Raw genomic sequence first — 20716 nt, 5'->3', positions numbered from 1 at the left:
GCCGTCACGTGAGCACCTTTGACCTGAGCAGTAGTCAGACCGGTGGTGAGTCCCCTCGCACCAAACGCAGGGAGAACACCACCATCACCCCCCAGGGCGCCCCCAACCGCCGCAACACCGAGCTGGTCCTGCTCGCCTTCGCGGTCGTGCTGCCGATGCTGGCGTACGCCAACGTCGGCCTGGCGATGGACGGCAAGCTGCCCTCCGGAATGCTGGGCTACGGCCTCGGCATGGGGGCGCTCGCGCTGGTCGCCCACCTGGTGATGCGACGCTTCGCGCCGTACGCCGACCCGCTGCTGCTGCCGTTGGCCACCCTGCTGAACGGCCTCGGGCTGGTGATGATCTGGCGGCTCGACAAGGCCGGCAGCCTGCTCCGGAAGAACTTCCCGGCGGCCTCCAACCAGTTGATGTGGTCGGCCCTCGGGGTGGCGCTGTTCATCGGCGTGGTGATGGTGCTCAAGGACCACCGGATCCTCCAGCGCTACACCTACATCTCGATGGTGGTAGCCCTGGTGCTGCTGGCCGCCCCGGCCTTCTTCCCCAGCCGGGACGAGGACTTCGGCGCCAAGATCTGGATCCGGTTCGGCTCCTTCTCGATCCAGCCGGGCGAGTTCGCCAAAATCATCCTGACCGTGTTCTTCGCCGGCTACCTGATGGTCAAGCGGGACGCGCTGGCGCTGGCCAGCCGCCGCTTCATGGGGATGTACCTGCCGCGCGGGCGCGACCTGGGGCCGATCATCGTGGTCTGGCTGCTGTCGATCCTGATCCTGGTGTTCGAGACCGACCTCGGCAGCTCGTTCCTGTTCTTCGGCCTGTTCGTGGTGATGCTCTACGTCGCCACCGAGCGGACCAGCTGGATCGTCTTCGGTCTGCTGATGTCGATCAGCGGCGCGGCCCTGGTGGCCACCTCCGAGCCGCACGTGAAGACCCGGATCGACGCCTGGCTGGACCCGATGCGCGCGTTCGCCCCCAACCCGCCGAAGACCGCCACCGAGCAGATCGGCCAGACCCTGATGGCCTTCGGCTCCGGTGGCACCACCGGCACCGGGCTCGGCCAGGGGCGGTCCTGGCTGATCCAGTTCGCCGCCAAGAGCGACTTCATCCTCGGCTCGTTCGGCGAGGAGCTCGGGCTGACCGGCATGATGGCGATCTTCCTGCTCTACGGCCTGATCGTGCAGCGCGGTCTGCGGACGGCGGTCGCCACCCGCGACCCGTTCGGCAAGCTGCTCGCGGTCGGCCTGTCCTCCGCCTTCGCGCTCCAGGTCTTCGTGGTGGCCGGCGGTGTCACCGGGCTGATCCCGCTGACCGGTATGACCATGCCCTTCCTGGCCCAGGGCGGTTCCTCGCTGGTGGCCAACTGGGCCCTCATCGCCATCCTGCTGAAGATCAGCGACAGCGCCCGCCGCCCCGCCGCCGAGCCGGCACCGACCACCACGGTGGACGGCGCGACCGAACCGACCAGGGGAGCCCTCGCGTGAACAAGCCGATCCGACGGGTCTCGATCTTCTGCCTGGTCCTGGTGCTGGCGCTGATGGTCCGGGTCAACTGGGTGCAGGGCGTGCAGGCCGAGGCCTGGGCGAGCAACACGCACAACGACCGGAACAAGTACGACCGGTACGCCTACCCGCGCGGCAACATCATCGTGGCGGGCGGCCAGCCGATCACCAAGTCCGACTTCGTCAACGGGTACCGCTACAAGTACAAGCGCTCCTGGGTGGACGGCCCGCTGTGGGCCCCGGTCACCGGCTACTCCTCGCAGGCCTTCGGCACCAGCCAGCTGGAGTCGCTCTCCGACGGCATCCTGTCCGGCTCCGACTCCCGGCTGTTCTTCCGGAACACCCTGGACATGATGACCGGCAAGGAGAAGCAGGGCGGCGACGTGGTCACCACCCTGAACGCCAAGGCGCAGAAGGCCGCGTACGACGCGCTCGGCGCCAAGAAGGGCGCGGCGGTCGCGATCGACCCGCGCACCGGGGCGATCCTGGCGCTGGTCTCCACCCCGTCCTACGACCCCGGCCGCTTCGCGGGCACCGGCGGGGAGGACGAGAAGGCCTGGAAGGAGCTCAACGCCGACCCGAACAAGCCGATGCTCAACCGGGCGCTGCGCGAGACGTACCCGCCGGGCTCGACCTTCAAGCTGGTGACCGCCGCGGCCGCGTTCGAGAACGGCCGCTACCAGAACATCGAGGACGTCACCGACACCCCGGACCACTACGTCCTGCCGAACACCAACGTCGAGCTGAAGAACGCCTCGGCCGACGAACCCTGCGCGAAGGCCACCGTCAAGACCGCGATGGACTTCTCCTGCAACACCGTCTTCGGCAAGATCGGCGCCGAGCTGGGCGGCGAGAAGATGCGCACCCAGGCCGAGCGGTTCGGGTTCAACAACCCCGGCATCAACGTGCCGATCCGCGCCTCCGAGTCGTACTTCCCCCCGAAGTCCAGCGCCGACGGCACCGCGATGGACTCGATCGGCCAGCACGACACCCGGGCCACCCCGCTGCAGATGGCGATGGTCGCCGCGGCGATCGCCAACGACGGCCGGCTGATGGCGCCGTACCTGGTGGACGAGGAGCGCGCGTCCAACCTCACCACCATCTCCAAGCACTCCGAGCGCCAGCTCAGCCAGGCGGTCAGCCCGGCCACCGCGCAGAAGCTCCAGCAGCTGATGGAGAGCGTGGTGCAGAACGGCACCGGCAAGAAGGCCCAGATCGACGGCCTGAAGGTGGGCGGCAAGACCGGCACCGCCCAGCACGGCGAGAACAACGCCGGGCTGCCGTTCGCCTGGTTCATGTCCTACGCCAAGGCGCCCGACGGCCGGCAGGTCGCGGTCGCGGTGGTGGTCGAGGACGGCTCCACCGAGCGGGAGCAGATCAGCGGCGGCGGACTGGCCGCCCCGATCGCCAAGGCCGTGATGAAGGCGGCGCTGGACCGCTAGCCGGATTCCGTTCCGACCCGGTCGGTCCTTTGTCACAATGGGACCCGCCCGGTCGGTACCGGTCCGGTCTCAGCCTGCGGGCTGTTCCGGCCCCCTCAGGTTGGGCGGGTAGCGTATCCGCAAGCAGCGGGTCCGCCCACCGCCGCCCACGGCTCCGGCCGTGGGGCCGACGTCACAGAACCGAGGTGACGGCGGCAGCGTCCAACACAGCGTGCGGGGACCACCTACGTCACATCCTCACCAGCCGGTGGGGGAGAGGGTCGGAACTATGGAAGAGCCTCGTCGCCTCGGCGGCAGGTACGAGCTCGGCGGCGTCCTCGGACGTGGCGGCATGGCCGAGGTGTACCTCGCCCATGACACCCGGCTCGGCCGCTCCGTCGCCGTGAAGACGCTCCGCGCCGACATGGCCCGCGACCCGTCGTTCCAGGCCCGGTTCCGCCGCGAGGCCCAGTCCGCGGCCTCGCTGAACCACCCCACGATCGTCGCCGTGTACGACACCGGCGAGGACTACATCGACGGCATCTCCATCCCCTACATCGTGATGGAGTACGTCGAGGGGTCCACCCTGCGCGAGCTGCTGCACTCCGGGCGGCGGCTGCTGCCCGAGCGCGCGCTCGAGATGACCATCGGCATCCTGCAGGCGCTCGAGTACTCGCACCGCGCCAACATCGTGCACCGCGACATCAAGCCCGCCAACGTGATGCTGACCCGGCAGGGCAACGTCAAGGTGATGGACTTCGGCATCGCCCGCGCGATGGGCGACGCCGGCATGACGATGACGCAGACCTCGGCCGTTATCGGCACCGCCCAGTACCTCTCCCCGGAGCAGGCCAAGGGCGAGACCGTCGACGCCCGCTCCGACATCTACTCGGCCGGCTGCCTGCTGTACGAGCTGCTCGCCGTGCGCCCGCCGTTCGTCGGCGACTCCCCCGTCGCGGTCGCCTACCAGCACGTCCGCGAGGAGCCCCTGCCGCCCTCGACGTACGACCCGGAGCTGCGCCCCGAGATCGACGCGATCGTGCTCAAGGCGCTGGCCAAGGATCGGGACTACCGGTACCAGAGCGCCGACGAGATGCGCGACGACATCGAACGCTTCCTCGACGGCCTCCCGGTCGCCGCCGCCCAGCAGGCCGCCGCCTACGGCGCCGCCGGGTACGGCTACGACCAGCAGGGCTACCCGAACGCCCAGCACGACCCGTACGGCCAGACCAACCTGCTGCCCCAGCAGGGCGCGGCCGGCCCGACCACCATGCTGCCGCAGGTCGGCGCCCAGCAGCCGGGCTACGGCTACCAGGACGACGGCTACGGCAACGGCGGGAACGGGAACGGCGGCTACGACGACTACGACCGCGGTCGCGGCCGACAGCCGAAGAAGAGCAACAACACCTCCTGGGTGATCCTGGCGATCGCCGCGGTGCTGGTGCTGGTCGGCGCCTACTTCGTGGTCGACGCGATGACCAAGGGCGGCGGCGCCAGCGGCGGCAAGGTGACCGCCCCCCAGCTGGTCGGGCTGACCCTGGACGACGCCAAGACCAAGGCCAGGAACGTCAACGAGAAGCTCCAGGTGGTCACCGGCGACGAGATCGCCTGCCCGGACGCCGCGGTGAAGAAGGGGCAGATCTGCCTCCAGGACGTCCCCGCCAACACCCAGGTCGCCGCTGACTCCAAGATCAGGGTGCAGGTCTCCAGCGGCCCGGCCACCGCCGACGTCCCCGACCTGACCGGCAAGACCAAGGACGCCGCGACGGACGCCCTGACCAAGGCCGGCTTCCAGCTCGGCAAGGTCACCTCCGAGGCCAGCGACACCGTCGCCCCGGACAAGGTCATCCGGTACGACCCGGTCGGCAAGGCCGCCCCCACCAGCGCCATCAACCTGGTGATCTCGGCCGGCCAGTCCAAGGTCAACGTGCCCGGCGTGGTCGGCCAGACCGAGGACGCCGCCCGGCAGGCCCTGGAGACCGCGGGCTTCCAGGTCGAGGTCAAGACCACCCCGACCCAGGACCAGTCCAAGATCGGCCAGGTCACCTCCCAGGACCCCAAGGCCAACCAGAAGGCCGCCCCGAACAGCAAGGTCACCCTGACCGTCTACAAGGCCGCCGACAAGGTCCAGGTCCCCGACATCAAGGGCAAGACCGTCAAGGACGCCACCGCCGCCCTCAAGTCCCAGGGCCTCGAGTGGACCTTCGCCGGCGCCGGCGGCGACACCGCCAACGTCGTCGTCAACACCAACCCCGGCCCCAACACCCTGGTGGACGCCGGCACCCCCATCCAGCTCTACACCATGCCCCCCAAGCCCGGCTCCTCCTCCCCACCCCCGGGCAACAACTGACAGACCGTGAGGGGCCGCCCAGCTGGGCGGCCCCTCACGCGTTCCCGGTCAGCGCCGCCGACGACGCCCGCCGTGCGGCGACGCGAGCATCGTGCACAGCAGATCCACCCGCCCGCCCAACGTCCGCACCTCCCCCTGGCAGGACGCCATCCGGACGCTCAGCCCGGCTATCATCTCCCGGTCCAACCGGGCCTGACGGTGCATCGCCAGCACCAACACCCTGAGCTCGGCCACCTCCGCCCGCAGCTGCGCAACCTCCCGCCGCAGCGCGGCGGTGTCCTCCCCCGACCCGTCGGCCAGCTCCAACAGCTCCCGGCGGACGGCTCGGGCCACGGCGCTGCCACGCAGCAGCATGGCGACGTTGAGCACCGCCCTGCGGGGGAAAATCCCCAGGCCGGATCCGGGGGCTTTAGTCTCCTTCATGTTGAAGGAGACAAACTCCCGCAGGTCAGCGCCCTTGAGCACGTGGTAGCCGTGCTCCGTCAACTCCGCCCGGTGCCTGTGCACCAGGCTTTCCACAGCCTTGTCCCCAACCTCGAAGTAGTCGGCAACCATCCGCCCGGTGACGTGCACCCCGTCCGGGAGCAGCAGCAGCGCCTTGACCCGGTCGAGCAGCTCGGTCCGCTCGACCATCCCGCCGCGCATCGTCCGGGACTCCAGCAACACCGCTTCACGGTCCATGATTCTCACCTCGGTCGTACGGCCCGGGCCCTGGTGGCCCGGCACCGCCCTACCAAACGAGGAGTTCTGACTGGCCGTCACTGCCCCAGCCGAGCGCACGGGTGTGCCCCGGGAGCGCTCACCGGCCGGAACACACCAGGTCAGCGCAGCTCCGCCGGCGGCGTCCGGTCGGCGTCCACCGGGTCCACCCGGGTCAGCGAGGCCCAGACCGCCATCCGGTAGCGGGAGGTGTAGACGGGCGTGCAGGTGGTCAGGGTGAGGTAGCGGCCGGGGCCGGTGTACGGGGAGCCCTTGGGGATCGGGGCGATGATGCCGGTGTCGTACTTGGAGGTCTGTGGGAGGGCGCCGTCGACCCGGTAGACGTACCAGTGGTCGCGGGTCTCGACGACGACGGCGTCGCCCGGGGCGACCTTGTCCAGGTCGTGGAAGCGGGCGCCGTGGCCGTCGCGGTGGGCGGCCAGGGTGAAGTTGCCCTGGGCGTCCCAGGGCATCGCGGAGCGGTACGGGCCCTCGTAGACCCCGGCGACGCCCTCGTTGAGTATCGCCGGTTCGGTGCCCATCCGGATCAGCGTCTGGTTGCCCTTGCCGAGGGCGGGGACGTGCAGGAAGCCGATGCCGTCACCGACGGCGTACACCGGCGGGCCGGCGGCCGCCGGAGCCCCGGGCACGGCCGGGGCCGCGGACCAGGTGTCCCGCAGCCGGTCGGTGGCGGTGTCCGCCTGACGGTCCGCCACCACCCCGGTCCACCACAGCGAGTAGCCGACGAAGAGGGCCAGCACCAGCCCGGCGGTGATCAGCAGCTCGCCGACCACGCCCAGCACGGCCGCGCCCCGACTGCGGCGCCCGGTAGCGGAGGTGAGCTGGCTCTCCACGGTGTGCCCCTCTGTCGGCCTGTCAGCCGTTCAGTGCGGCGGGCTGTCCCTGGCTCCTCGGTCGTTCCTCGACCATCTTGCCAAAGACGATCAGCCTTCCCCTGGCACTGAACTCCGGCGTGCATGTCGTGAGGGTGATGTAGCGGCCCGCCTCCTTGAAGGGCGAGCCCTTCGGCACCGGCTGGATCACCGTGACGTTCGACGGCGGGGTCTCCGGGATGCCGCCCGCGACCTGGTAGGTGAAGTACGAGGTCGCGGTCTCCACCACGATCTGGTCGCCGGGCACCAACTGGCCGATCTTCCGGAACGGCTGACCGTGCGTCGTACGGTGCGCGGCGATCGCGAAGTTGCCGGCCTTGTCGGCGGGCATCGCGGTGCCGGTGTAGTGGCCGACCAGGCCCTTGTCGAGCACCTTCTCCTTCACCGTGCCCTCGGCGATCGGGTACTTCAGGCCGAGCTTGGGGATGTACAGGATCGCGAAGCCCTGCCCAGGCTCGAAGGCGCCCACCGGCGGCGGGCTCGCCCCGGGCGCGGGGGTGGCGGGCGGTGTCTGGAGCGCCTGGCTCCACTGCTGCTCCAGCTGGCTGCGGGTGCCGTCGGCGGCCGCGTCGGCCTGCACGTTGGTCCACCACAGCTGGTACGAGACGAACAGCAGCATCACCAGGCCGAGCGTGATGAACAGCTCACCGACCACCCGGGCCGCCACCACCCGGCGGCGCTCCTTGGGCCGGGCCACGCCCACGCCGGCCCGCCCGGCGGCCCGGCGGCGGCCGCTGCCCGAACTCAGCCCGGTACGGCGCCGGTCGGCCCGCCGCCCCGGCGGGGGCAGCACCTGGGAGGGCACCACCCGCAGCTGCATGGTCCGGTCGTCGGACCAAGGCTGGTCCTCGACCGGCTCGTAGACTCCCCAGTCACCCGCTCCGCCCGCCGGATCGCCCTGCGCGCGCCCCTCCGGGCGTACCGCCGTCACGGCTCAGCCCCGGCCGATCACCGGGGCGAGCCCGGCCGAGCGGCCGACCGCCTCCGGGTAGCCGCACTCGGCCAGCCAGTTGGCCAGCATCCGGTGCCCGCCCTCGGTGAGCACCGACTCCGGGTGGAACTGCACGCCCTCGACCGGGAGCTCACGGTGCCTCAGGCCCATGATGACCCCGCTGGCGGTCTCCGCGGTGACGTCCAGCTCGGCCGGCACGGTGGCCGGCTCGACCGCGAGCGAGTGGTAGCGGGTGGCGGTCAGCGGCGAGGGCAGCCCGGCGAACACGCCGCCGTCCCGGTGGGTGACCGGCGAGACCTTGCCGTGCAGCAGCTCGGGCGCCCGGCCGACCACCGCGCCGTACGCCACCGCGATCGACTGCAGGCCCAGGCAGACGCCGAACAGCGGCAGCCCGATCCGGGCGCAGTGGTGCACCATCTCGATGCAGACCCCGGCCTCCTCGGGCGCCCCGGGGCCGGGGGAGAGCAGCACCCCGTCGAAGCCCAGCGCGCCGTCCCGGCGGACGGCGTGATCCACCGTCACCTCGTCGTTGCGGACCACCTCGCAGGTGGCGCCGAGCTGGTAGAGGTACTGGACCAGGTTGAAGACGAAGCTGTCGTAGTTGTCGACCACGAGAATCCGGGGCGGGTTGCCTGCGGCGGTCATCGGTGCGCTACTCCTGGGCTGGTACTGGTCGGACCGGTGGAGGTGACGCGGCTCAGCCGACGCCGCTGCCCTCGTCCACCGTGACGTCACCGAAGGGGAGCAATGGTTCCGCCCACGGGAAGACGAACTGGAACAGGACGTAGACCACTCCGAGCACCAGCAGCAGCGCGAGCACCGCGCGGACAGCAGCGTTCCCCGGCAGGTGCCGCCAGATCCAGCCGTACATGGTGCTCCTCGGAGTTCGGGTCGGGGTCAAGAGTAGACGGCGGCCCCCGCCGGGCAGGTGCGCTGTCCCGTTACTGACCGGAAGCCGTGCGCAGGTCGACCGTTCCGGTGTATCCGGGCACCGCGAGGTCGTTGCTCTCCTGGAGCTTCCAGCCGAGGCCGTACGCCTCGACGTACTGGAGGTAGTTGGCGATGGTCGGGTCGGCGTTGACCGCGGACCGCAGCCGGTCGGTCTTCCCGACCGCCTTGATCACGTACGGCGGGGAGTAGACCCGGCCCTGCAGCAGCAGGGTGTTGCCGACGCAGCGGACCGCGCTGGTGGAGATCAGCCGCTGGTCCATCACCTGGATGCCCTCGGCGCCGCCCCGCCAGAGCGCGTTCACCACGGCCTGGATGTCCTGCTGGTGGATCACCAGGTCGTTGACGCCGGGGGCCGGGATGCCGGGCAGCCGGGCGGTGGCGTTGGGCGGCGCGTCGTTGAGCGTGACGGTCAGCCCGGGGCCCTGCAGGGCCTGCAGACCGGCCTCCTGCTGGAGCACGGTCAGCCGGTCGGCCTCGGCGGGGCTCTGGCCCCGGCCCTTGGCGAGCGCGTCCACCTGCCCCTGCAGATCGCTGAGCTCGGCCTGCGCCTGCTGGTTCTGGGTGCTCCGCTGGCGTATCACGTCGCTGAGTCTGAGCAGCGAGTTGTCGGTGCGCAGATCGGTGCCGCGGGCGGTGTCCGCGCTGATGTAGAAGAGCAGACCCGCCATCGCGAACACGGTGCAGGTCAGGGCACGTCCGACAATTCGGGTGCGCGGAGCGCGCTCCGGCCCGGAACGGGAAGGAATCGTGGAATTCGGCACCGTACCCTTATCTCCTTACGACCCGGCGAGCCACTACGCTAACGGACGCCGGTGGCATGTGCGGAGCACCGGTCCGGTCCATGCTGCGGGTTTTCGGCCCGTGGACACCCGGACCGACCGTTTCCGTACCTGCCCGGTCCCCACAGCCGCCCGCCCCCGCTGCACCCTGCGCGGTCACAGCGCATCGACAGGAGAACCCCTCGTGCCGAAGTCTCGACTCCGCAAGAAGTCCGACTACACCCCGCCGCCGTCCGGCACGACAGCGGTGAAGCTCAGTTCCGGGCGCAGCTGGGTGGCACCCCTGATGCTCGCGCTGTTCCTGATCGGTCTGGTCTGGATCGTCACCTACTACGTGACGAGCGGCAGCTGGCCGATCCAGGACTGGGGCAACTGGAACATCCTGGCGGGCTTCGGCTTCATCGCGGCCGGCTTCGGCGTCTCCACACAGTGGAAGTGACGCTCCCCCGCTGAGTTCTTCCCGAGCACCGCTCCGGGCGACCGGAGCGGTGCTTCGGCGTGCCTGGAACGGGTGCTCCCGGCGATCGGACGATCGGGTTGTCCACACGGTTATCCACACTGGGGAAAAGTCGACCCGGCCTGTGGATAACTTTTCCGTTCGAGCTCCGCAGCTTTCTCCGAATTCCGGTCGAATTACCAGGAGGACGCGCGTAGACCGAGGACCTAGCAGTTCCCACTGACATCGGCTGTGCGTACCCCGGCCGGGACTGTGGACAAACACCGGTCCGGCCCTGGGGATCAACCGTTCAGACGGGCCGTCTGCAGCACCACGATCAGCACCGCCGCCAGCAGCACCGCGGCCACCGTCAGGCCCTGCACCAGCCCACGCCTGGCCTGCGGGGCGTACATCAGCCCCACTCCCGTGACGGCCCCCGCGATCAGCCCGCCCAGGTGCGCGCGCCAGTCGATCACCCTGCTCAGCGAGAAGGTGATCACCAGGTTGAAGACCAGCAGCGCGATCACCGGCCCGAGCGGCACCCGGCTGACCCGGTACAGCACCGCCGTCGCCCCGAGCAGCCCGAAGATCGCACCCGAGGCACCGACCGAGTTCAGCTTCTCCCCGGCGAACAGGTACGAGAAGGCCCCGCCCATCAGCCCGGAGGCGAAGTAGAGACCGACGAAGCGCAGCCGCCCGAGCACCAGCTCCAACTGCGGGCCCAGCACCCAGAGCGACACCATGTTCATCACCAGGTGCATCACCCCGCCGTGCACGAACATCGCCGTCACCAGCCGGTACCACTCGTCCGGGCCGGCGGCCACCCCGTACGCCTCGAACCAGTGCGGCGGCACCGCGCTCTGCAGCGCCAGTGTGTCCCACCACTCCGGCCGGATGTACTCGGTCAGCACGAAGACCAGCAGGTTGAGCCCGATCAGCGTCTTGGTGACCAGCGCCCCGTCCGCGACCGGCAGCCCGCCGAACCTGGTCCTGGCCTGCCGGGCGTCCTGGTGGCCGCCCTGGACGCACTCCGGGCAGTGGAAGCCCACCGAGGCGCTCACCATGCACTCCGGGCAGATCGGCCGCCCACAGCGCCCGCAGGAGATCCCGGTCTCCCGCTCGGGGTGCCGGTAGCAGCCGGGCAGCCGGTGGCCGCCCTCGGCGCCGGTCCTGGCCGGCTCGTCCGGAAGCATCCGCGGTTCCCTCCCTCAACAACGACCGGTCCCGGTGGCGCCACCGCACAGCGGGGTACCACCGGGACCGCAAGGCTACTGCCGACGGATCGTCAGCCGCGGGTGATCTCGACCGACTCGATCACGATGTCCTTGGTCGGGCGGTCGTTACGACCGGTCGGGCCCTCGGAGATCTCCTGCACGATCTTCTGGCTGGCCGCGTCGGTGACCTGGCCGAAGATGGTGTGCTTGCCGGTCAGCCAGGTGGTCGGCGCGACCGTGATGAAGAACTGCGAGCCGTTGGTGCCCGGGCCGGCGTTGGCCATCGCCAGCAGGTACGGCTGGGTGAACGCCAGGTCGGGGTGGAACTCGTCGGCGAACTTGTAGCCCGGGCCACCGGTGCCGGTGCCCAGCGGGTCGCCGCCCTGGAGCATGAAGCCCTCGATCACGCGGTGGAACACGGTGCCGTTGTACAGCGGCGCGTTCGACTTCTGGCCGGTGCGCGGGTCGGTCCACTCACGGGTGCCCTCGGCGAGCTCCACGAAGTTGGCAACCGTCTTCGGCGCGTGGTTCGGGAAGAGCTCGACCACGATGTCGCCCCGGTTGGTCTTCAGGGTCGCGATCAGGTTCTCGGCCACGGTGTGCCTTCCTTCTCTCTCTAGGTCAACTGACCTTCGAATCATCCCATGACCTGTCCGCCGTCCGGGGCAGTGCACGCCTTTCGACACCCGCGTCCGGAGCAACCCGGCGCGCCGTCGGACAAACTGACATGCATGATCTCCAATCAGGTGGAAATGTGCATACAGGACGCCACCGAGGAGGAGAAGCTCGTGACCCGCTTGGACTCAGCCCGCGACACCGCCGACAAGGCCAGGGACACCCTCGCGCCCTATGCCGCCACCGCCAAGGAGACCGCCCAGTACTACGCGGCCGTCATGGACGACGCCAGGCACCGCCTCGGCCCCAAGGTCCAAGCGGCCGGCAGCCAGGCCAGGACCGGTGCCGGCCAGGCGGCCCAGGCCGCCAGGGTCCAGTACGTGAAGCACCTCGCCCCGCAGCTGGAGCACGCCTTCGGCTCGCTGCCGCCGCACACCCAGCAGAACACCCTGAAGGCCGTGCACCGGGCCCAGGAAGCCGCTCTGGCGGCCAAGCTCTCCGCCACCCGGGCGGCCGACCAGGCCCGGGTCACGGTGCTCCCCCGGGTCACCGACGCGGTCGAGCAGGCCAGGGCCGGGATCACCCCCGTCGCCCAGGAGGCCCAGCTCCGCGGCGCCGCCGCGTTCACCGCCCTGCAGGGCCACGTCAGCGCCGCCGAGATCAGCCGGCTGGCCGCCAAGAACGTCAAGAAGGAGCAGCGGCACGGCTGGGCCACCGGCCTGGCCGTCGCCGGCGCGCTGGCGATCGCCTCCGGGCTGGTGGCCTGGCAGTGGTGGCGCGGCCGCAGCAACCCGCAGTGGCTGGTCGAGCCGCCGGCCGAGTCGGCCTCCGGATCCGAACTCAACGGCTCGGGCCCGCTCGGCACCGGCGCCACCGCCACGTCCACCCAGTCGCCCTCCTCCGCACCGGCCCCGAAGCCGTCCGAGGACGACCCCGACCACGAGGACCGGCCGAAGCCGCACGACCCGCGCAAGCCGCACTGACGCGCCGACACCCTCACGCACCGGAAAACGCAGTACGGCCGCTGACCTGATCCCAGGTCAGCGGCCGTACTGTCACCACGCTGTGGAGCTTAGGAGACTCGAACTCCTGACATCTGCCTTGCAAAGGCAGCGCTCTACCAACTGAGCTAAAGCCCCGTGGTCGCCGTGCTGCGCACCAGCGTACCCGTTCCCCCCGGCAATCCCGCAAAAATTACCCCGTCCGGAACGGACGTCGGGTCGGCCCCGGCCGAGGGGCCAGGGCCGACCCGCGAAAGATCGTCCGTCGCGTCAGCGACCGGCCGGGACCGGGTCGGTGGCCTCGGTCCACAGGTCCTGCTCGGCGCGGTCCGCCTGGACCTGACGGTAGACAAAGAAGCCGCCGAGGGCGACCAGGGCGACCAGGAGAAGCTTCTTCACCGCGGGGACCTCGTCCTTCTTGCTGTGGATGGGCCCAGAGAACCGCGGACCCTCGGTATGTACGAGCACGAACCGGCGGCCGGACTGCGGACCGCCCTGCGGCCGATGATACACATCGGTAACCCGTTCCCGAGAGGTCACCGCGACTCGTCAACCGCCCGACCGACACCCGGGATTGACGCCGTGCCTCCTGTCGTACAACAGCGCCTATCCGCGAGGCAGCCGCAGCACCGCCCGGCCACCGTCCAGATCCACCGGACCGAGCGGCGGGGCACCGTCGCCCTCCTCGTCCCGCAGCATCAACGTGGTCTTCCGCTGCTCGAGTTCGTGCTGCTTCCCGGCCGCGAACTGCGCGTGCAACTGCTCGAACCCGGTCGCCGAGATCTGCCCCTCCCGCCCCGTCCCCCGCCAGGGCACCCACTTCGACCGCCCGGCCCGCAGCGCCAACTGGTCCAGGAAGGCCACCAGCACCAACGCGCAGACCAGCCCCGGCAGACTCATCGCCCAGAAGATCGCCACACCACTCACACCCCAAGCTCGGCAGACCCCCATCCTCCGACCCCGCCCCCGGAAACGCCAGAAGGCCCGGAGTGGAAATCCACTCCGGACCTTCTGCGGTGGTGGGCCTAACAGGACTTGAACCTGTGGCCTCTTCCTTATCAGTTTGGCGATCCAAAATCCGTGGGCACATCAGCTGCAGGTGGCGGGGTGAGCGGAGTCCGCTGGCGTCCACCGACTTCCGCCGCCGTGTGACCGCGTTGGCGTGCACTACTGGCGTACGCCCATGGACGCTGGCCCCTGTGCATATGCACGGTCCATCCTGTTCAGGTACTCATCCCCTTGGAAGGAGCGGCCAGTGATCGAGCGGAGCCCGCGCGGCACATACCTGCAGATCGCCGACGCGTTGCGCGCCGAGATCGGTGGCGACCCGCAGGTCACCAACCTGCCCTCCGAGGCCGAGCTGATGGCGGCGCACGGAGTCGCACGGAGCACGGTGAAGCGGGCACTCGATGTTCTCGCCACTGAAGGTCTGATCAAGTCCCAACCTGGGGTCGGGTGGTCCGTCGTAGGTGGAGACACCGAGCCCCCTCTCCTGGACCGGATCACCGGGTACATCGAGATCGACCAGCTCAAGATCGGCGACCCGTTCCCGTCCGAAAAGGTGCTCACCGAGCGGACGGGCGCCTCACGCCATACGGTGCGGCGAGTCCTCGCTCAGCTGGAGGGCGCCGGCGTCCTCGAAGCCCGCCACGGGAAAGGCCGGTACGTCCGTACCCTGCCGCACCTGCACGTCTGACCAGCCACCTCGTTAGGAACGGATCTCACTGTGTGGGCCTACGAACTTGCTGAATCTCTCCTGTCCACCGAGCTGCCGCGTCGCTGGGCGCACTCCCAAGGTGTGGCCGGCCGAGCCCGAGAGCTGTCCCTGATCCTTGGCCCGGAGGCTGAGCTGCTGGAATCGGCGGCGGTGCTCCACGACATCGGCTACTCACCGCGGCTGACCTCCACCGGCTTTCATCCGCTGGACGGGGCACGATTCCTTCGGAATGAGCAGGTGGACGAACGTGTGATCCGTCTCGTGGCCCACCACTCGTGCGCTCTCCTGGAGGCTGAAGAGCGTGGGCTCCGCCAGGAGCTGGAGGCTGAGTTCCCCCTGGAGGAGCCGCACCTCGTGGACGCGCTGATCTACTGCGACATGACGACAACCCCCGACGGCACATCGACCACTACGCCGGCGCGGGTCGCCGAGATCGTGGGCCGCTACGGGCCTGACAGCATCGTCGGCCGGTTCATCCGGCGTGCCGAGCCCGAGATCGAGGCTGCGGCTCATCGCGTGGAAGAGCGCCTGTCGCAGGCACGTACGAGGGCCTAGCCGATGTAGGGCTGGCTCCGTTCCGGGTCAAGACCGTGCTCGATCCGGAGCCGCATGGACGGGTGGATGTCCAGATCACCGAGGGTCGCTGGCTCCACCCAGCGGACTTCCTTCGACTCCTCGCTGGTCTGCAACTCGCCGCCGACCGGTCGGGCTCGAAAGCAGATCGAGAACTGCTGACGAACCTCGCCATCGTCGTACGCCATGACGTGCCCGGGGTCGGTGTACAAACCGGTCACTGCCATCACCTCGACGAGAATGCCCGTCTCCTCCCGCACCTCGCGCTCCACCGTCCGTGCCACGGACTCCCCGATGTCGTGGCCGCCCCCTGGCAGGGCCCAGAGGTCGTTGTCCGTCTTGTGGATCAGCAGGAGTCGCCCGGCATCGTCCGTCACCACCGCCGTGACGGACGGAACGACGGAGTTGGCCGAAGGCGCTTCAGGATCATGGAAGTAGTCGATGCGGCTCACGCTGCCTCGCTCTCAAGGGCAGGGGACTTGATCGTCCGAGCACTCTCCCAGATTCGCTCGATGCTCGCTTCGTAGGTGCTGAACAGCTCACCACCCGGTACCTGAGACAGGTGCAGGACCGGCGCGAGGTAGGCCCCGACCCCGTAGACGTGCCCGTTCACCAGCATGTCGTTGTCGGCGCGGTACAGGGAGTTGTAGAGCGTGGTGGCGTGAAGTCGGAACTCGACCCCTGGCACGCCGAACAGCGGCGCGTAGTTCGCCAGCGCGTTCCGGATCTTGCTTGCCATTGCAGCACCGATCCCTTCGTCCTGGCCGCGCTGGGCCACACAGACTGAATCGGGATCCCCCAGCATGAGCCTGACCGGTACCCCGGCCTGGGCCTTCTCTCGGATCAGGCGAAAGAACATCGGGTCTTCGGAAAGCCAGAAGCCCGAGTAGACCACCAGGTCGAAGTGCGTGGTCGCCTCGGCATAGAGCGAGGTCCACAGCTCCTTAGGCACTCCAGCCCGGTGTGGGTACACCGTGACGAGCTCGGCCCTCCCCGCCTCGGTGGTCGCACTCGTGGTCTGTTCGCCCGGCCAGATTTTCGACAGGTCGCACTGCAGAAGCTGCGCGAGGGCGTACTGGAAGCGTTGGTACGGCCGGCGCTCACCCTTGGCCTCGACCCAGCGCTCTACCGTGCGGGCGCTCACCCCGAGCTGGACGGCGATCTGTTCGACCGTCAAGCCGCTGGCCAGGATGGCGCCTCGGAGTCGTTCATTAGCCATCTCGCCCTCCCCTGGACGAAGTTGTGGCGCTTGGACGATGCGGGACGACTTGACGGTAGCGAAGCCGGATCGAAGCCGTCCAGTGGCGCCGTATCTCGACAGGCCCCAACAGGCGAATCTAGATGTGCGCGGTCGAGAGACTCGCCAGCGAAAACACCGAAGGACTTGACGCAGCGTCGACTCCACGTCATCGTAAGAGACATGTTCAACATGTCTCGCATGATGAGGCAGACGAACTGCTGACCCTTCTTTGGGCTGGCCTGAACTGCGCAAATGCGACTGACGGTTGTCGGGGAAGGCGGCTTTGCCGCACGCCCACGGGCTGTCGTGATCGCAGTTCCTTGAGAACTGAACAGTGTGCTGATCAACGAACGAGTCACTTTGGTGACCGGCCCGCCCACCTTGGGCGAGCCGGGATCCATGGCTACTCGTACGAGTGGTCGGGCCCAGACATGACGAGACCGCCGCGCCTTCCTTGGCCGGTCGCGCGGCGGTCTCTCGGGCCTACACCCCTAGTTGGAAGAGGTAGACCCATGAGGTCGATTGTTGCAGGCCAGACGGCTTTCGGTGCCGAGGAGTTCGCGGAGCTGGCGCTCGGTGTGGACGCCGAGTTGTTCGCCGGTGTGCCGGGGGAGTCGTCGGAGGAGCGGGTGGTTCGGCTGGAGGTGGCCGGTGCGGTGCTGGAGGACTTGCGCCGGGAGGACTTCGAGCTGGCCGCCTACGCGGAGCGGCTGCTGAAGTCGGCGCCGGTCTCGCTGGTCCAGCTGACCGTCCGTCGCCGCCCGCACGCTGGCGCGTTCGGCGAGGCGGCGTGATGACCGCCCGTACGGACGTGGACGAGTCGCTGCGCCGGGTACGTCTGGCGGCCGAGCTCAACGCCACCGCGGCCCGTCGGCAGCAGGAGAAGTTGGACGTTCTGCGGGAGTGGGACCGTGCGGTGCTCACCGCGCTCACGGCCGCTCACCCCGCGCTCACCATCCACCCGTCGGCACTGGCGGGGTGGTCGGAGTGAGGCTTTCGGTGACTGCCGATCAGATCCGCTCGGCGGAGCGAGCCCTGACCGCCGGGACGTGGACGATCACGTTCGGCGCGGTCCTCTACAGCGTGCTCACGGTGACCCCGCTGATGCGCGTCCACTCCCCCGAGGGGTGGGAGTGGACGGCGCCGATCCTGCCGCTGGTGGTGGACGCGGCGGTGGTGATCGTGGTCCGGATGGACGCGATCCTGGCCCGTCTCGGCGGGCAGGGCGGCCGGTGGCCGGTGGTGCTGCGCTGGCTCACCGGCGCGATGACGTTGCTGCTCAACGTCGGTCTGTCCGCGCTGGAGCGGGACGGGGTGGGGGTGGCGGTGCATGCGGTGGCGCCGCTGCTACTGATCGTCACCGCCGAAGCCTCCCTGGCCTACCGCCGGGCGATCGGCACCGCGCTGGCCGGCCGTGAGGCCGGTGAGCGCGCTGAGCGGGCCGAGCGGGAACGGGTCGCGGAGGAGAAGCGGCTGCGGGAGCGCGCCGAGCGGCTGGCGGAGTTCGAGGCGACCGAGCGGCGTGAGCGTGAGCGCCGTGAGCACGAAGCCGCCCTGCTGCGCGAGCAGCGTGAGCACGAGCAGCAACTCCTCCTCGCCGACCGGGCCGAGCGGGAGCGGCTGGAGGCCGCTGAGCGGGCCGAGAGCGAGCGCCGTGAGCATGAGGTGAGCGAGCGTGAGCAACTTGAGCGCGAGCACCTGGCGCGGTTGCGGCACGAGCTGCTGAGTGCCGAGCCGGCCGCTGACCGGGTGTCGGAGATGGAAGCCCGGATGATCGTCCGGGTGGCGATCGCCACCGAGATTCCGCAGCGGCGGGTGGTCGAGGTGACCGGCTGGTCCGCCGGCTGGGTAGCCGCCCGGTTCCAGGAACTGCGATCCGGCGAGCACGCACCCGTTGCGCTGGCGGTCGGGATGGCCCTGCGGTGAGCCGCCCCCGACACCCAGTCCCGGACTGCCCGACCGGGCCCGGGGTCCTGCCGACCTACCGCTGGCGTCAGGCACCCGATGGCCTGCTGACCCGCCGCCAGCTCCGTGCCCGGGGCCTGCGGCCGAACGGCCAGGACGTCGCCGCGCAGATCCAGTGGCGCTCCCGCTTCGGCGGAACCGGCCTGGCCCTGCTCTACCGACCTGAACTGGCCTCCCCGGTACGGGAGATGACCCCCAGACGCCGGGCCGCACTGGCCGCGGCGAACCGAGCCCGCCGCATGTGCCCGGACTGCGGCCGCGACGCCGGATACGTCCTGCCCGTCCGGTACGGCACCTGCATCCCCTGCGCCGACGGCACCGAGCTGACCCAGAACAGGAGACCACCGTCATGAGCGACTACAACACCAACGGCGGCTACGGCTCGCCGAAGATCCCGAACCCGCCCCCGCCGCCGAGCGGCCCGTCCGAGGGGAAGGGCCAGTGAGCGCCCCGGGCCCGGCCGAGCAGGTGATCCACCACTGGATCCTCACGGTGCAGCGCGTGAACGGGCAGTTGGAGACCTTCGACGGTCTCACCCCGGACCGCCCCGGCATCACCCGGCAGAGCGTCTACTACGAGGCCCTGCGGCTGGTGGCCGAGCGCATGGGCGTCTCCGCCACCGCCACGATCCACTTCTCGCTCGGCAGCAACAAGCTCTGACCTGCCCCGGGACGGCCACACGGCCTGGCAGCTTGTCCGGCCGTCCCGGGTTCCCAGAACTCCCTGCGAGAGATCCGGAGTTGTCATCATGTCCGATGCCCCGACCGTGGTCGAGGTCACCACCACCGCACCACCCCCCAACACGCCGCCCGCTCCCCGCACCAACACCCCGGCCTCTGCTGGTGGTTCGGTGCTGCCGGGGATGCCGCTGGCGGTCGCCGCCGCGAATGCCGCCGCCGGCATCGCCTCAGGTGCTGTCGTCGCCGGGCCGCTCGGCCTCACCGTTGCCGGGGCCGTGGCCGGTGCGGCGGCAGGTGCCGCAGCCCTGCGGCGCCGCACCGGGCGCACCCGCGCTCACCAGGCCATCCGTGCCGCGAACGCGGGCCACCTCGCCCGTACCGTCGCCCGGCACCCGATGCCCAGCACCGCCTACGGCCCGGCTTCCGCCGGCCGCCGAACCAACTCCCTGCACGTCCCCGGTCAGCAGACCCGGCCCTCGACCGGCCGCTCCGCCGCCGGTGTCCCTGCCCGCAGCACGGCCGCGCTCGGTCAGACCGCTGCCGCCGTCCCGCCCCGGCCCAGCCACCGCCCGACCGTCGGCGGCTCCAACCAGGGCTCCACGTACGGCGGTTCCGACCAGAAGGACCGTCAGCGTCACGCCGGACGCGGCCACTCGGGCCACTCCGGTGGATCCCACGGTGGACAGCGGCCCGGCTGGGTGTCCCGCTCCCTCGACAAGGCCCGGCCGTCCGGCGGCGCGCTGTCGCCGGGCGGAACGGCGAAGAGGCAGGACCGGCGGGCCGCCCGCACCGACGCTCGCCTGGCCAAGGGCCTGGCGCGTGCCGAGCGCCGCGCCGGAATCACCCCCACCGGCTCGAAGACCGGCACCAACGACGCCAAGTCCCGTACGCCAGAGGGGCTGAGTGCTGAGCAGCACAAGCGGCTCAAGCGCTCGGCCGGCCGGTTCAAGGCCCGGATGGGCGGCGCGGTGCTCGCCACCGCCGGGGTCGGTGCGTTGTCGGTGCTGGCGGGGAACTGGCGCAAGCGGGGGTTGGTGTCTTCTCACGTCCGCCGGACGTGGGCCCGGCTGTCGTCCCGGGCCCGTGCCGCCCGCGACCGCCGTGACGCCGCGATCCTCGGCCAGGGCCTCGACAGCAGTGGCAAGGCGGCCGTGCCGGTCCCGGCCACGAAGGTCAACTGGCCTGCCGCACACCACCCCGCCGCCAAGCGGACCGGCGCCGCGCCGGGTGCCGGAGCGGCGGCGTCCCCGATCAGCCTGGGCAAGTCCACCGTGAAGGAGAGCACCGTGACCGACCAGCAGTCCGGATCGACCGTTCCCGCGTTCTCCCTGTCCTCGGCCGCCGACGTCCTGCTGCAGGCCGCCGCGTCCTTCGACCCGGAGCAGATGGCGGAGTTCGAGCAGCTGATCAACGACCTGCCCACCGCCTACTCCACCCTCCAGGAGGCCCTGCGGGTGCTGACCGAGCTGGCCATGGAGCGCCTGCCGGTGGAGCCGGTCGTGGTCGAGGAGATCGGCGAGGGATACCGCGCGATGAGCAAGGTCGTCCAGGCCCTCGAAGAGGTCGGCCCGACCTACCGCCGCGCCCACCAGGTCGACATCGACCGCACCGAGAACCCCCGCAACGGCCTCGACGCCGAGCGGAAGTGGAACGTCTGACCAGCCAAGACACCAACCCCCCGCCGCTGTTGACCGGGCCGTCCACACCCTGTGGACGGCCCGTCCCCTTCGCCCA

25 protein-coding genes and 1 tRNA gene are annotated in these 20716 nt (G+C 70.2%); 13 read left to right on the top strand and 13 right to left on the bottom strand.

The window, feature by feature from the left end:
- Nucleotides 1–23: 23 nt before the first annotated feature.
- From F4556_RS17180 to pknB, 3 genes are all read left to right on the top strand, one after another.
- Entirely contained in the window at nt 24–1478 is a 1455-nt protein-coding gene (locus F4556_RS17180) for an FtsW/RodA/SpoVE family cell cycle protein (protein ID WP_246511597.1), read from the top strand.
- On the top strand, nt 1475–2938 hold the full coding sequence (locus F4556_RS17175) for a peptidoglycan D,D-transpeptidase FtsI family protein (protein ID WP_184916554.1): 1464 nt from the start codon (nt 1475–1477) through the stop codon (nt 2936–2938). Before F4556_RS17180 ends, F4556_RS17175 begins: the two co-directional genes overlap by 4 nt.
- Nucleotides 2939–3206: 268 nt before the next feature.
- Nucleotides 3207–5267 (top strand): Stk1 family PASTA domain-containing Ser/Thr kinase, encoded by a 2061-nt coding sequence (gene pknB, locus F4556_RS17170; protein ID WP_184916551.1) that lies wholly within the window; start codon nt 3207–3209, stop codon nt 5265–5267.
- Nucleotides 5268–5315: 48 nt separating this feature from the next.
- Here pknB and F4556_RS17165 read toward each other — a convergent pair whose 3' ends face one another.
- From F4556_RS17165 to F4556_RS17140, 6 genes are all read right to left on the bottom strand, one after another.
- Nucleotides 5316–5948: a hypothetical protein gene (locus F4556_RS17165; RefSeq protein ID WP_184916548.1), complete on the bottom strand. Its 633-nt coding sequence runs from the start codon at nt 5946–5948 to the stop codon at nt 5316–5318.
- 140 nt (nt 5949–6088) lie between these two features.
- A complete protein-coding gene (locus F4556_RS17160) occupies nt 6089–6820 on the bottom strand; it encodes a class E sortase (protein ID WP_184916545.1) in 732 nt (243 codons plus the stop codon).
- 22 nt (nt 6821–6842) lie between these two features.
- On the bottom strand, nt 6843–7790 hold the full coding sequence (locus tag F4556_RS17155; RefSeq protein ID WP_313068339.1) for a class E sortase: 948 nt from the start codon (nt 7788–7790) through the stop codon (nt 6843–6845).
- Between the two features lie 3 nt (nt 7791–7793).
- Nucleotides 7794–8456 carry an aminodeoxychorismate/anthranilate synthase component II gene (locus F4556_RS17150; RefSeq protein ID WP_184916542.1) on the bottom strand — a complete coding sequence of 221 codons (663 nt, stop codon included), beginning with the start codon at nt 8454–8456 and terminating at the stop codon, nt 7794–7796.
- Nucleotides 8457–8508: 52 nt separating this feature from the next.
- On the bottom strand, nt 8509–8682 hold the full coding sequence (locus F4556_RS17145; RefSeq protein ID WP_184916539.1) for a hypothetical protein: 174 nt from the start codon (nt 8680–8682) through the stop codon (nt 8509–8511).
- A 70-nt stretch (nt 8683–8752) separates the two neighbouring features.
- Complete coding sequence (locus F4556_RS17140) at nt 8753–9430, bottom strand: DUF881 domain-containing protein (protein ID WP_184916536.1); 678 nt, start codon at nt 9428–9430, stop codon at nt 8753–8755.
- A 295-nt stretch (nt 9431–9725) separates the two neighbouring features.
- Between F4556_RS17140 and crgA the strand changes: the two genes are divergently transcribed.
- A complete protein-coding gene (crgA, locus tag F4556_RS17135) occupies nt 9726–9980 on the top strand; it encodes a cell division protein CrgA (protein WP_057228623.1) in 255 nt (84 codons plus the stop codon).
- 299 nt (nt 9981–10279) lie between these two features.
- On the opposite strand, the gene F4556_RS17130 is transcribed toward crgA, so the two are convergent.
- Complete coding sequence (locus F4556_RS17130) at nt 10280–11170, bottom strand: rhomboid family intramembrane serine protease (protein ID WP_184916533.1); 891 nt, start codon at nt 11168–11170, stop codon at nt 10280–10282.
- Between the two features lie 92 nt (nt 11171–11262).
- Nucleotides 11263–11787 (bottom strand): peptidylprolyl isomerase, encoded by a 525-nt coding sequence (locus tag F4556_RS17125; RefSeq protein WP_313068338.1) that lies wholly within the window; start codon nt 11785–11787, stop codon nt 11263–11265.
- A 135-nt stretch (nt 11788–11922) separates the two neighbouring features.
- Between F4556_RS17125 and F4556_RS17120 the strand changes: the two genes are divergently transcribed.
- Nucleotides 11923–12789, top strand: coding sequence for a DUF5324 family protein (locus F4556_RS17120; protein ID WP_184916526.1), 867 nt, complete (start codon nt 11923–11925; stop codon nt 12787–12789).
- A gap of 83 nt (nt 12790–12872) precedes the next feature.
- Here the strand turns inward: F4556_RS17120 and F4556_RS17115 are convergent.
- The 3 genes from F4556_RS17115 to F4556_RS17110 form a co-directional block, all read right to left on the bottom strand.
- Nucleotides 12873–12945 (bottom strand) — tRNA-Ala (locus F4556_RS17115).
- 132 nt (nt 12946–13077) lie between these two features.
- Complete coding sequence (locus F4556_RS37600; protein ID WP_014137031.1) at nt 13078–13206, bottom strand: DLW-39 family protein; 129 nt, start codon at nt 13204–13206, stop codon at nt 13078–13080.
- 207 nt (nt 13207–13413) lie between these two features.
- Nucleotides 13414–13707, bottom strand: coding sequence for a DUF6191 domain-containing protein (locus F4556_RS17110; protein WP_184924713.1), 294 nt, complete (start codon nt 13705–13707; stop codon nt 13414–13416).
- A gap of 355 nt (nt 13708–14062) precedes the next feature.
- On the opposite strand from F4556_RS17110, the gene F4556_RS17105 reads away from it, so the two are divergent.
- Both F4556_RS17105 and F4556_RS17100 read left to right on the top strand, forming a co-directional pair.
- On the top strand, nt 14063–14503 hold the full coding sequence (locus F4556_RS17105) for a GntR family transcriptional regulator (RefSeq protein WP_184916523.1): 441 nt from the start codon (nt 14063–14065) through the stop codon (nt 14501–14503).
- Between the two features lie 30 nt (nt 14504–14533).
- The gene (locus F4556_RS17100) at nt 14534–15079 is read left to right on the top strand and encodes an HD domain-containing protein (protein ID WP_184916520.1); all 546 of its coding nucleotides are present in this window, start codon (nt 14534–14536) and stop codon (nt 15077–15079) included.
- On the opposite strand, the gene F4556_RS17095 is transcribed toward F4556_RS17100, so the two are convergent.
- Both F4556_RS17095 and F4556_RS17090 read right to left on the bottom strand, forming a co-directional pair.
- Complete coding sequence (locus F4556_RS17095) at nt 15076–15549, bottom strand: NUDIX domain-containing protein (RefSeq protein ID WP_184916517.1); 474 nt, start codon at nt 15547–15549, stop codon at nt 15076–15078. The two genes, F4556_RS17100 and F4556_RS17095, sit on opposite strands and share 4 nt — an antisense overlap.
- Complete coding sequence (locus F4556_RS17090; protein WP_184916514.1) at nt 15546–16316, bottom strand: helix-turn-helix domain-containing protein; 771 nt, start codon at nt 16314–16316, stop codon at nt 15546–15548. The genes F4556_RS17095 and F4556_RS17090 overlap by 4 nt, the downstream gene beginning before the upstream one ends.
- A 533-nt stretch (nt 16317–16849) precedes the next feature.
- Here F4556_RS17090 and F4556_RS17085 point away from each other — a divergent pair.
- From F4556_RS17085 to F4556_RS17060, 6 genes are all read left to right on the top strand, one after another.
- Nucleotides 16850–17131, top strand: a complete 282-nt coding sequence (locus tag F4556_RS17085; RefSeq protein ID WP_184916512.1) for a hypothetical protein — start codon at nt 16850–16852, stop codon at nt 17129–17131.
- A complete protein-coding gene (locus F4556_RS17080) occupies nt 17131–17328 on the top strand; it encodes a hypothetical protein (protein WP_184916509.1) in 198 nt (65 codons plus the stop codon). The genes F4556_RS17085 and F4556_RS17080 overlap by 1 nt, the downstream gene beginning before the upstream one ends.
- An 8-nt stretch (nt 17329–17336) precedes the next feature.
- Nucleotides 17337–18263 carry a DUF2637 domain-containing protein gene (locus F4556_RS17075; protein WP_184916507.1) on the top strand — a complete coding sequence of 309 codons (927 nt, stop codon included), beginning with the start codon at nt 17337–17339 and terminating at the stop codon, nt 18261–18263.
- Nucleotides 18260–18655, top strand: coding sequence for an RRQRL motif-containing zinc-binding protein (locus tag F4556_RS17070; protein ID WP_313068337.1), 396 nt, complete (start codon nt 18260–18262; stop codon nt 18653–18655). Before F4556_RS17075 ends, F4556_RS17070 begins: the two co-directional genes overlap by 4 nt.
- An 88-nt stretch (nt 18656–18743) precedes the next feature.
- Nucleotides 18744–18962, top strand: a complete 219-nt coding sequence (locus F4556_RS17065; RefSeq protein ID WP_184916504.1) for a hypothetical protein — start codon at nt 18744–18746, stop codon at nt 18960–18962.
- Between the two features lie 88 nt (nt 18963–19050).
- Nucleotides 19051–20640, top strand: a complete 1590-nt coding sequence (locus tag F4556_RS17060; protein WP_184916501.1) for a hypothetical protein — start codon at nt 19051–19053, stop codon at nt 20638–20640.
- Nucleotides 20641–20716 lie beyond the last annotated feature (76 nt).

The sequence above is a fragment of the Kitasatospora gansuensis genome (assembly GCF_014203705.1).
GTDB lineage: Bacteria > Actinomycetota > Actinomycetes > Streptomycetales > Streptomycetaceae > Kitasatospora > Kitasatospora gansuensis.
This window is presented reverse-complemented; position numbering and strand designations above follow the sequence as displayed.

Bases quoted from the DNA above. Each gene is read 5' to 3' on its own strand.
- F4556_RS17140 (WP_184916536.1), bottom strand. From the start codon at position 9,430: ATGGCGGGTCTGCTCTTCTACATCAGCGCGGACACCGCCCGCGGCACC.
- F4556_RS17085 (WP_184916512.1), top strand. From the start codon at position 16,850: ATGAGGTCGATTGTTGCAGGCCAGACGGCTTTCGGTGCCGAGGAGTTC.
- F4556_RS17130 (WP_184916533.1), bottom strand. From the start codon at position 11,170: ATGCTTCCGGACGAGCCGGCCAGGACCGGCGCCGAGGGCGGCCACCGG.
- F4556_RS17110 (WP_184924713.1), bottom strand. From the start codon at position 13,707: ATGAGTCTGCCGGGGCTGGTCTGCGCGTTGGTGCTGGTGGCCTTCCTG.
- pknB (WP_184916551.1), top strand. From the start codon at position 3,207: ATGGAAGAGCCTCGTCGCCTCGGCGGCAGGTACGAGCTCGGCGGCGTC.
- F4556_RS17060 (WP_184916501.1), top strand. From the start codon at position 19,051: ATGTCCGATGCCCCGACCGTGGTCGAGGTCACCACCACCGCACCACCC.
- F4556_RS17080 (WP_184916509.1), top strand. From the start codon at position 17,131: ATGACCGCCCGTACGGACGTGGACGAGTCGCTGCGCCGGGTACGTCTG.
- F4556_RS17145 (WP_184916539.1), bottom strand. From the start codon at position 8,682: ATGTACGGCTGGATCTGGCGGCACCTGCCGGGGAACGCTGCTGTCCGC.
- F4556_RS17165 (WP_184916548.1), bottom strand. From the start codon at position 5,948: ATGGACCGTGAAGCGGTGTTGCTGGAGTCCCGGACGATGCGCGGCGGG.
- F4556_RS17090 (WP_184916514.1), bottom strand. From the start codon at position 16,316: ATGGCTAATGAACGACTCCGAGGCGCCATCCTGGCCAGCGGCTTGACG.
- F4556_RS17150 (WP_184916542.1), bottom strand. From the start codon at position 8,456: ATGACCGCCGCAGGCAACCCGCCCCGGATTCTCGTGGTCGACAACTAC.
- F4556_RS17120 (WP_184916526.1), top strand. From the start codon at position 11,923: ATGATCTCCAATCAGGTGGAAATGTGCATACAGGACGCCACCGAGGAG.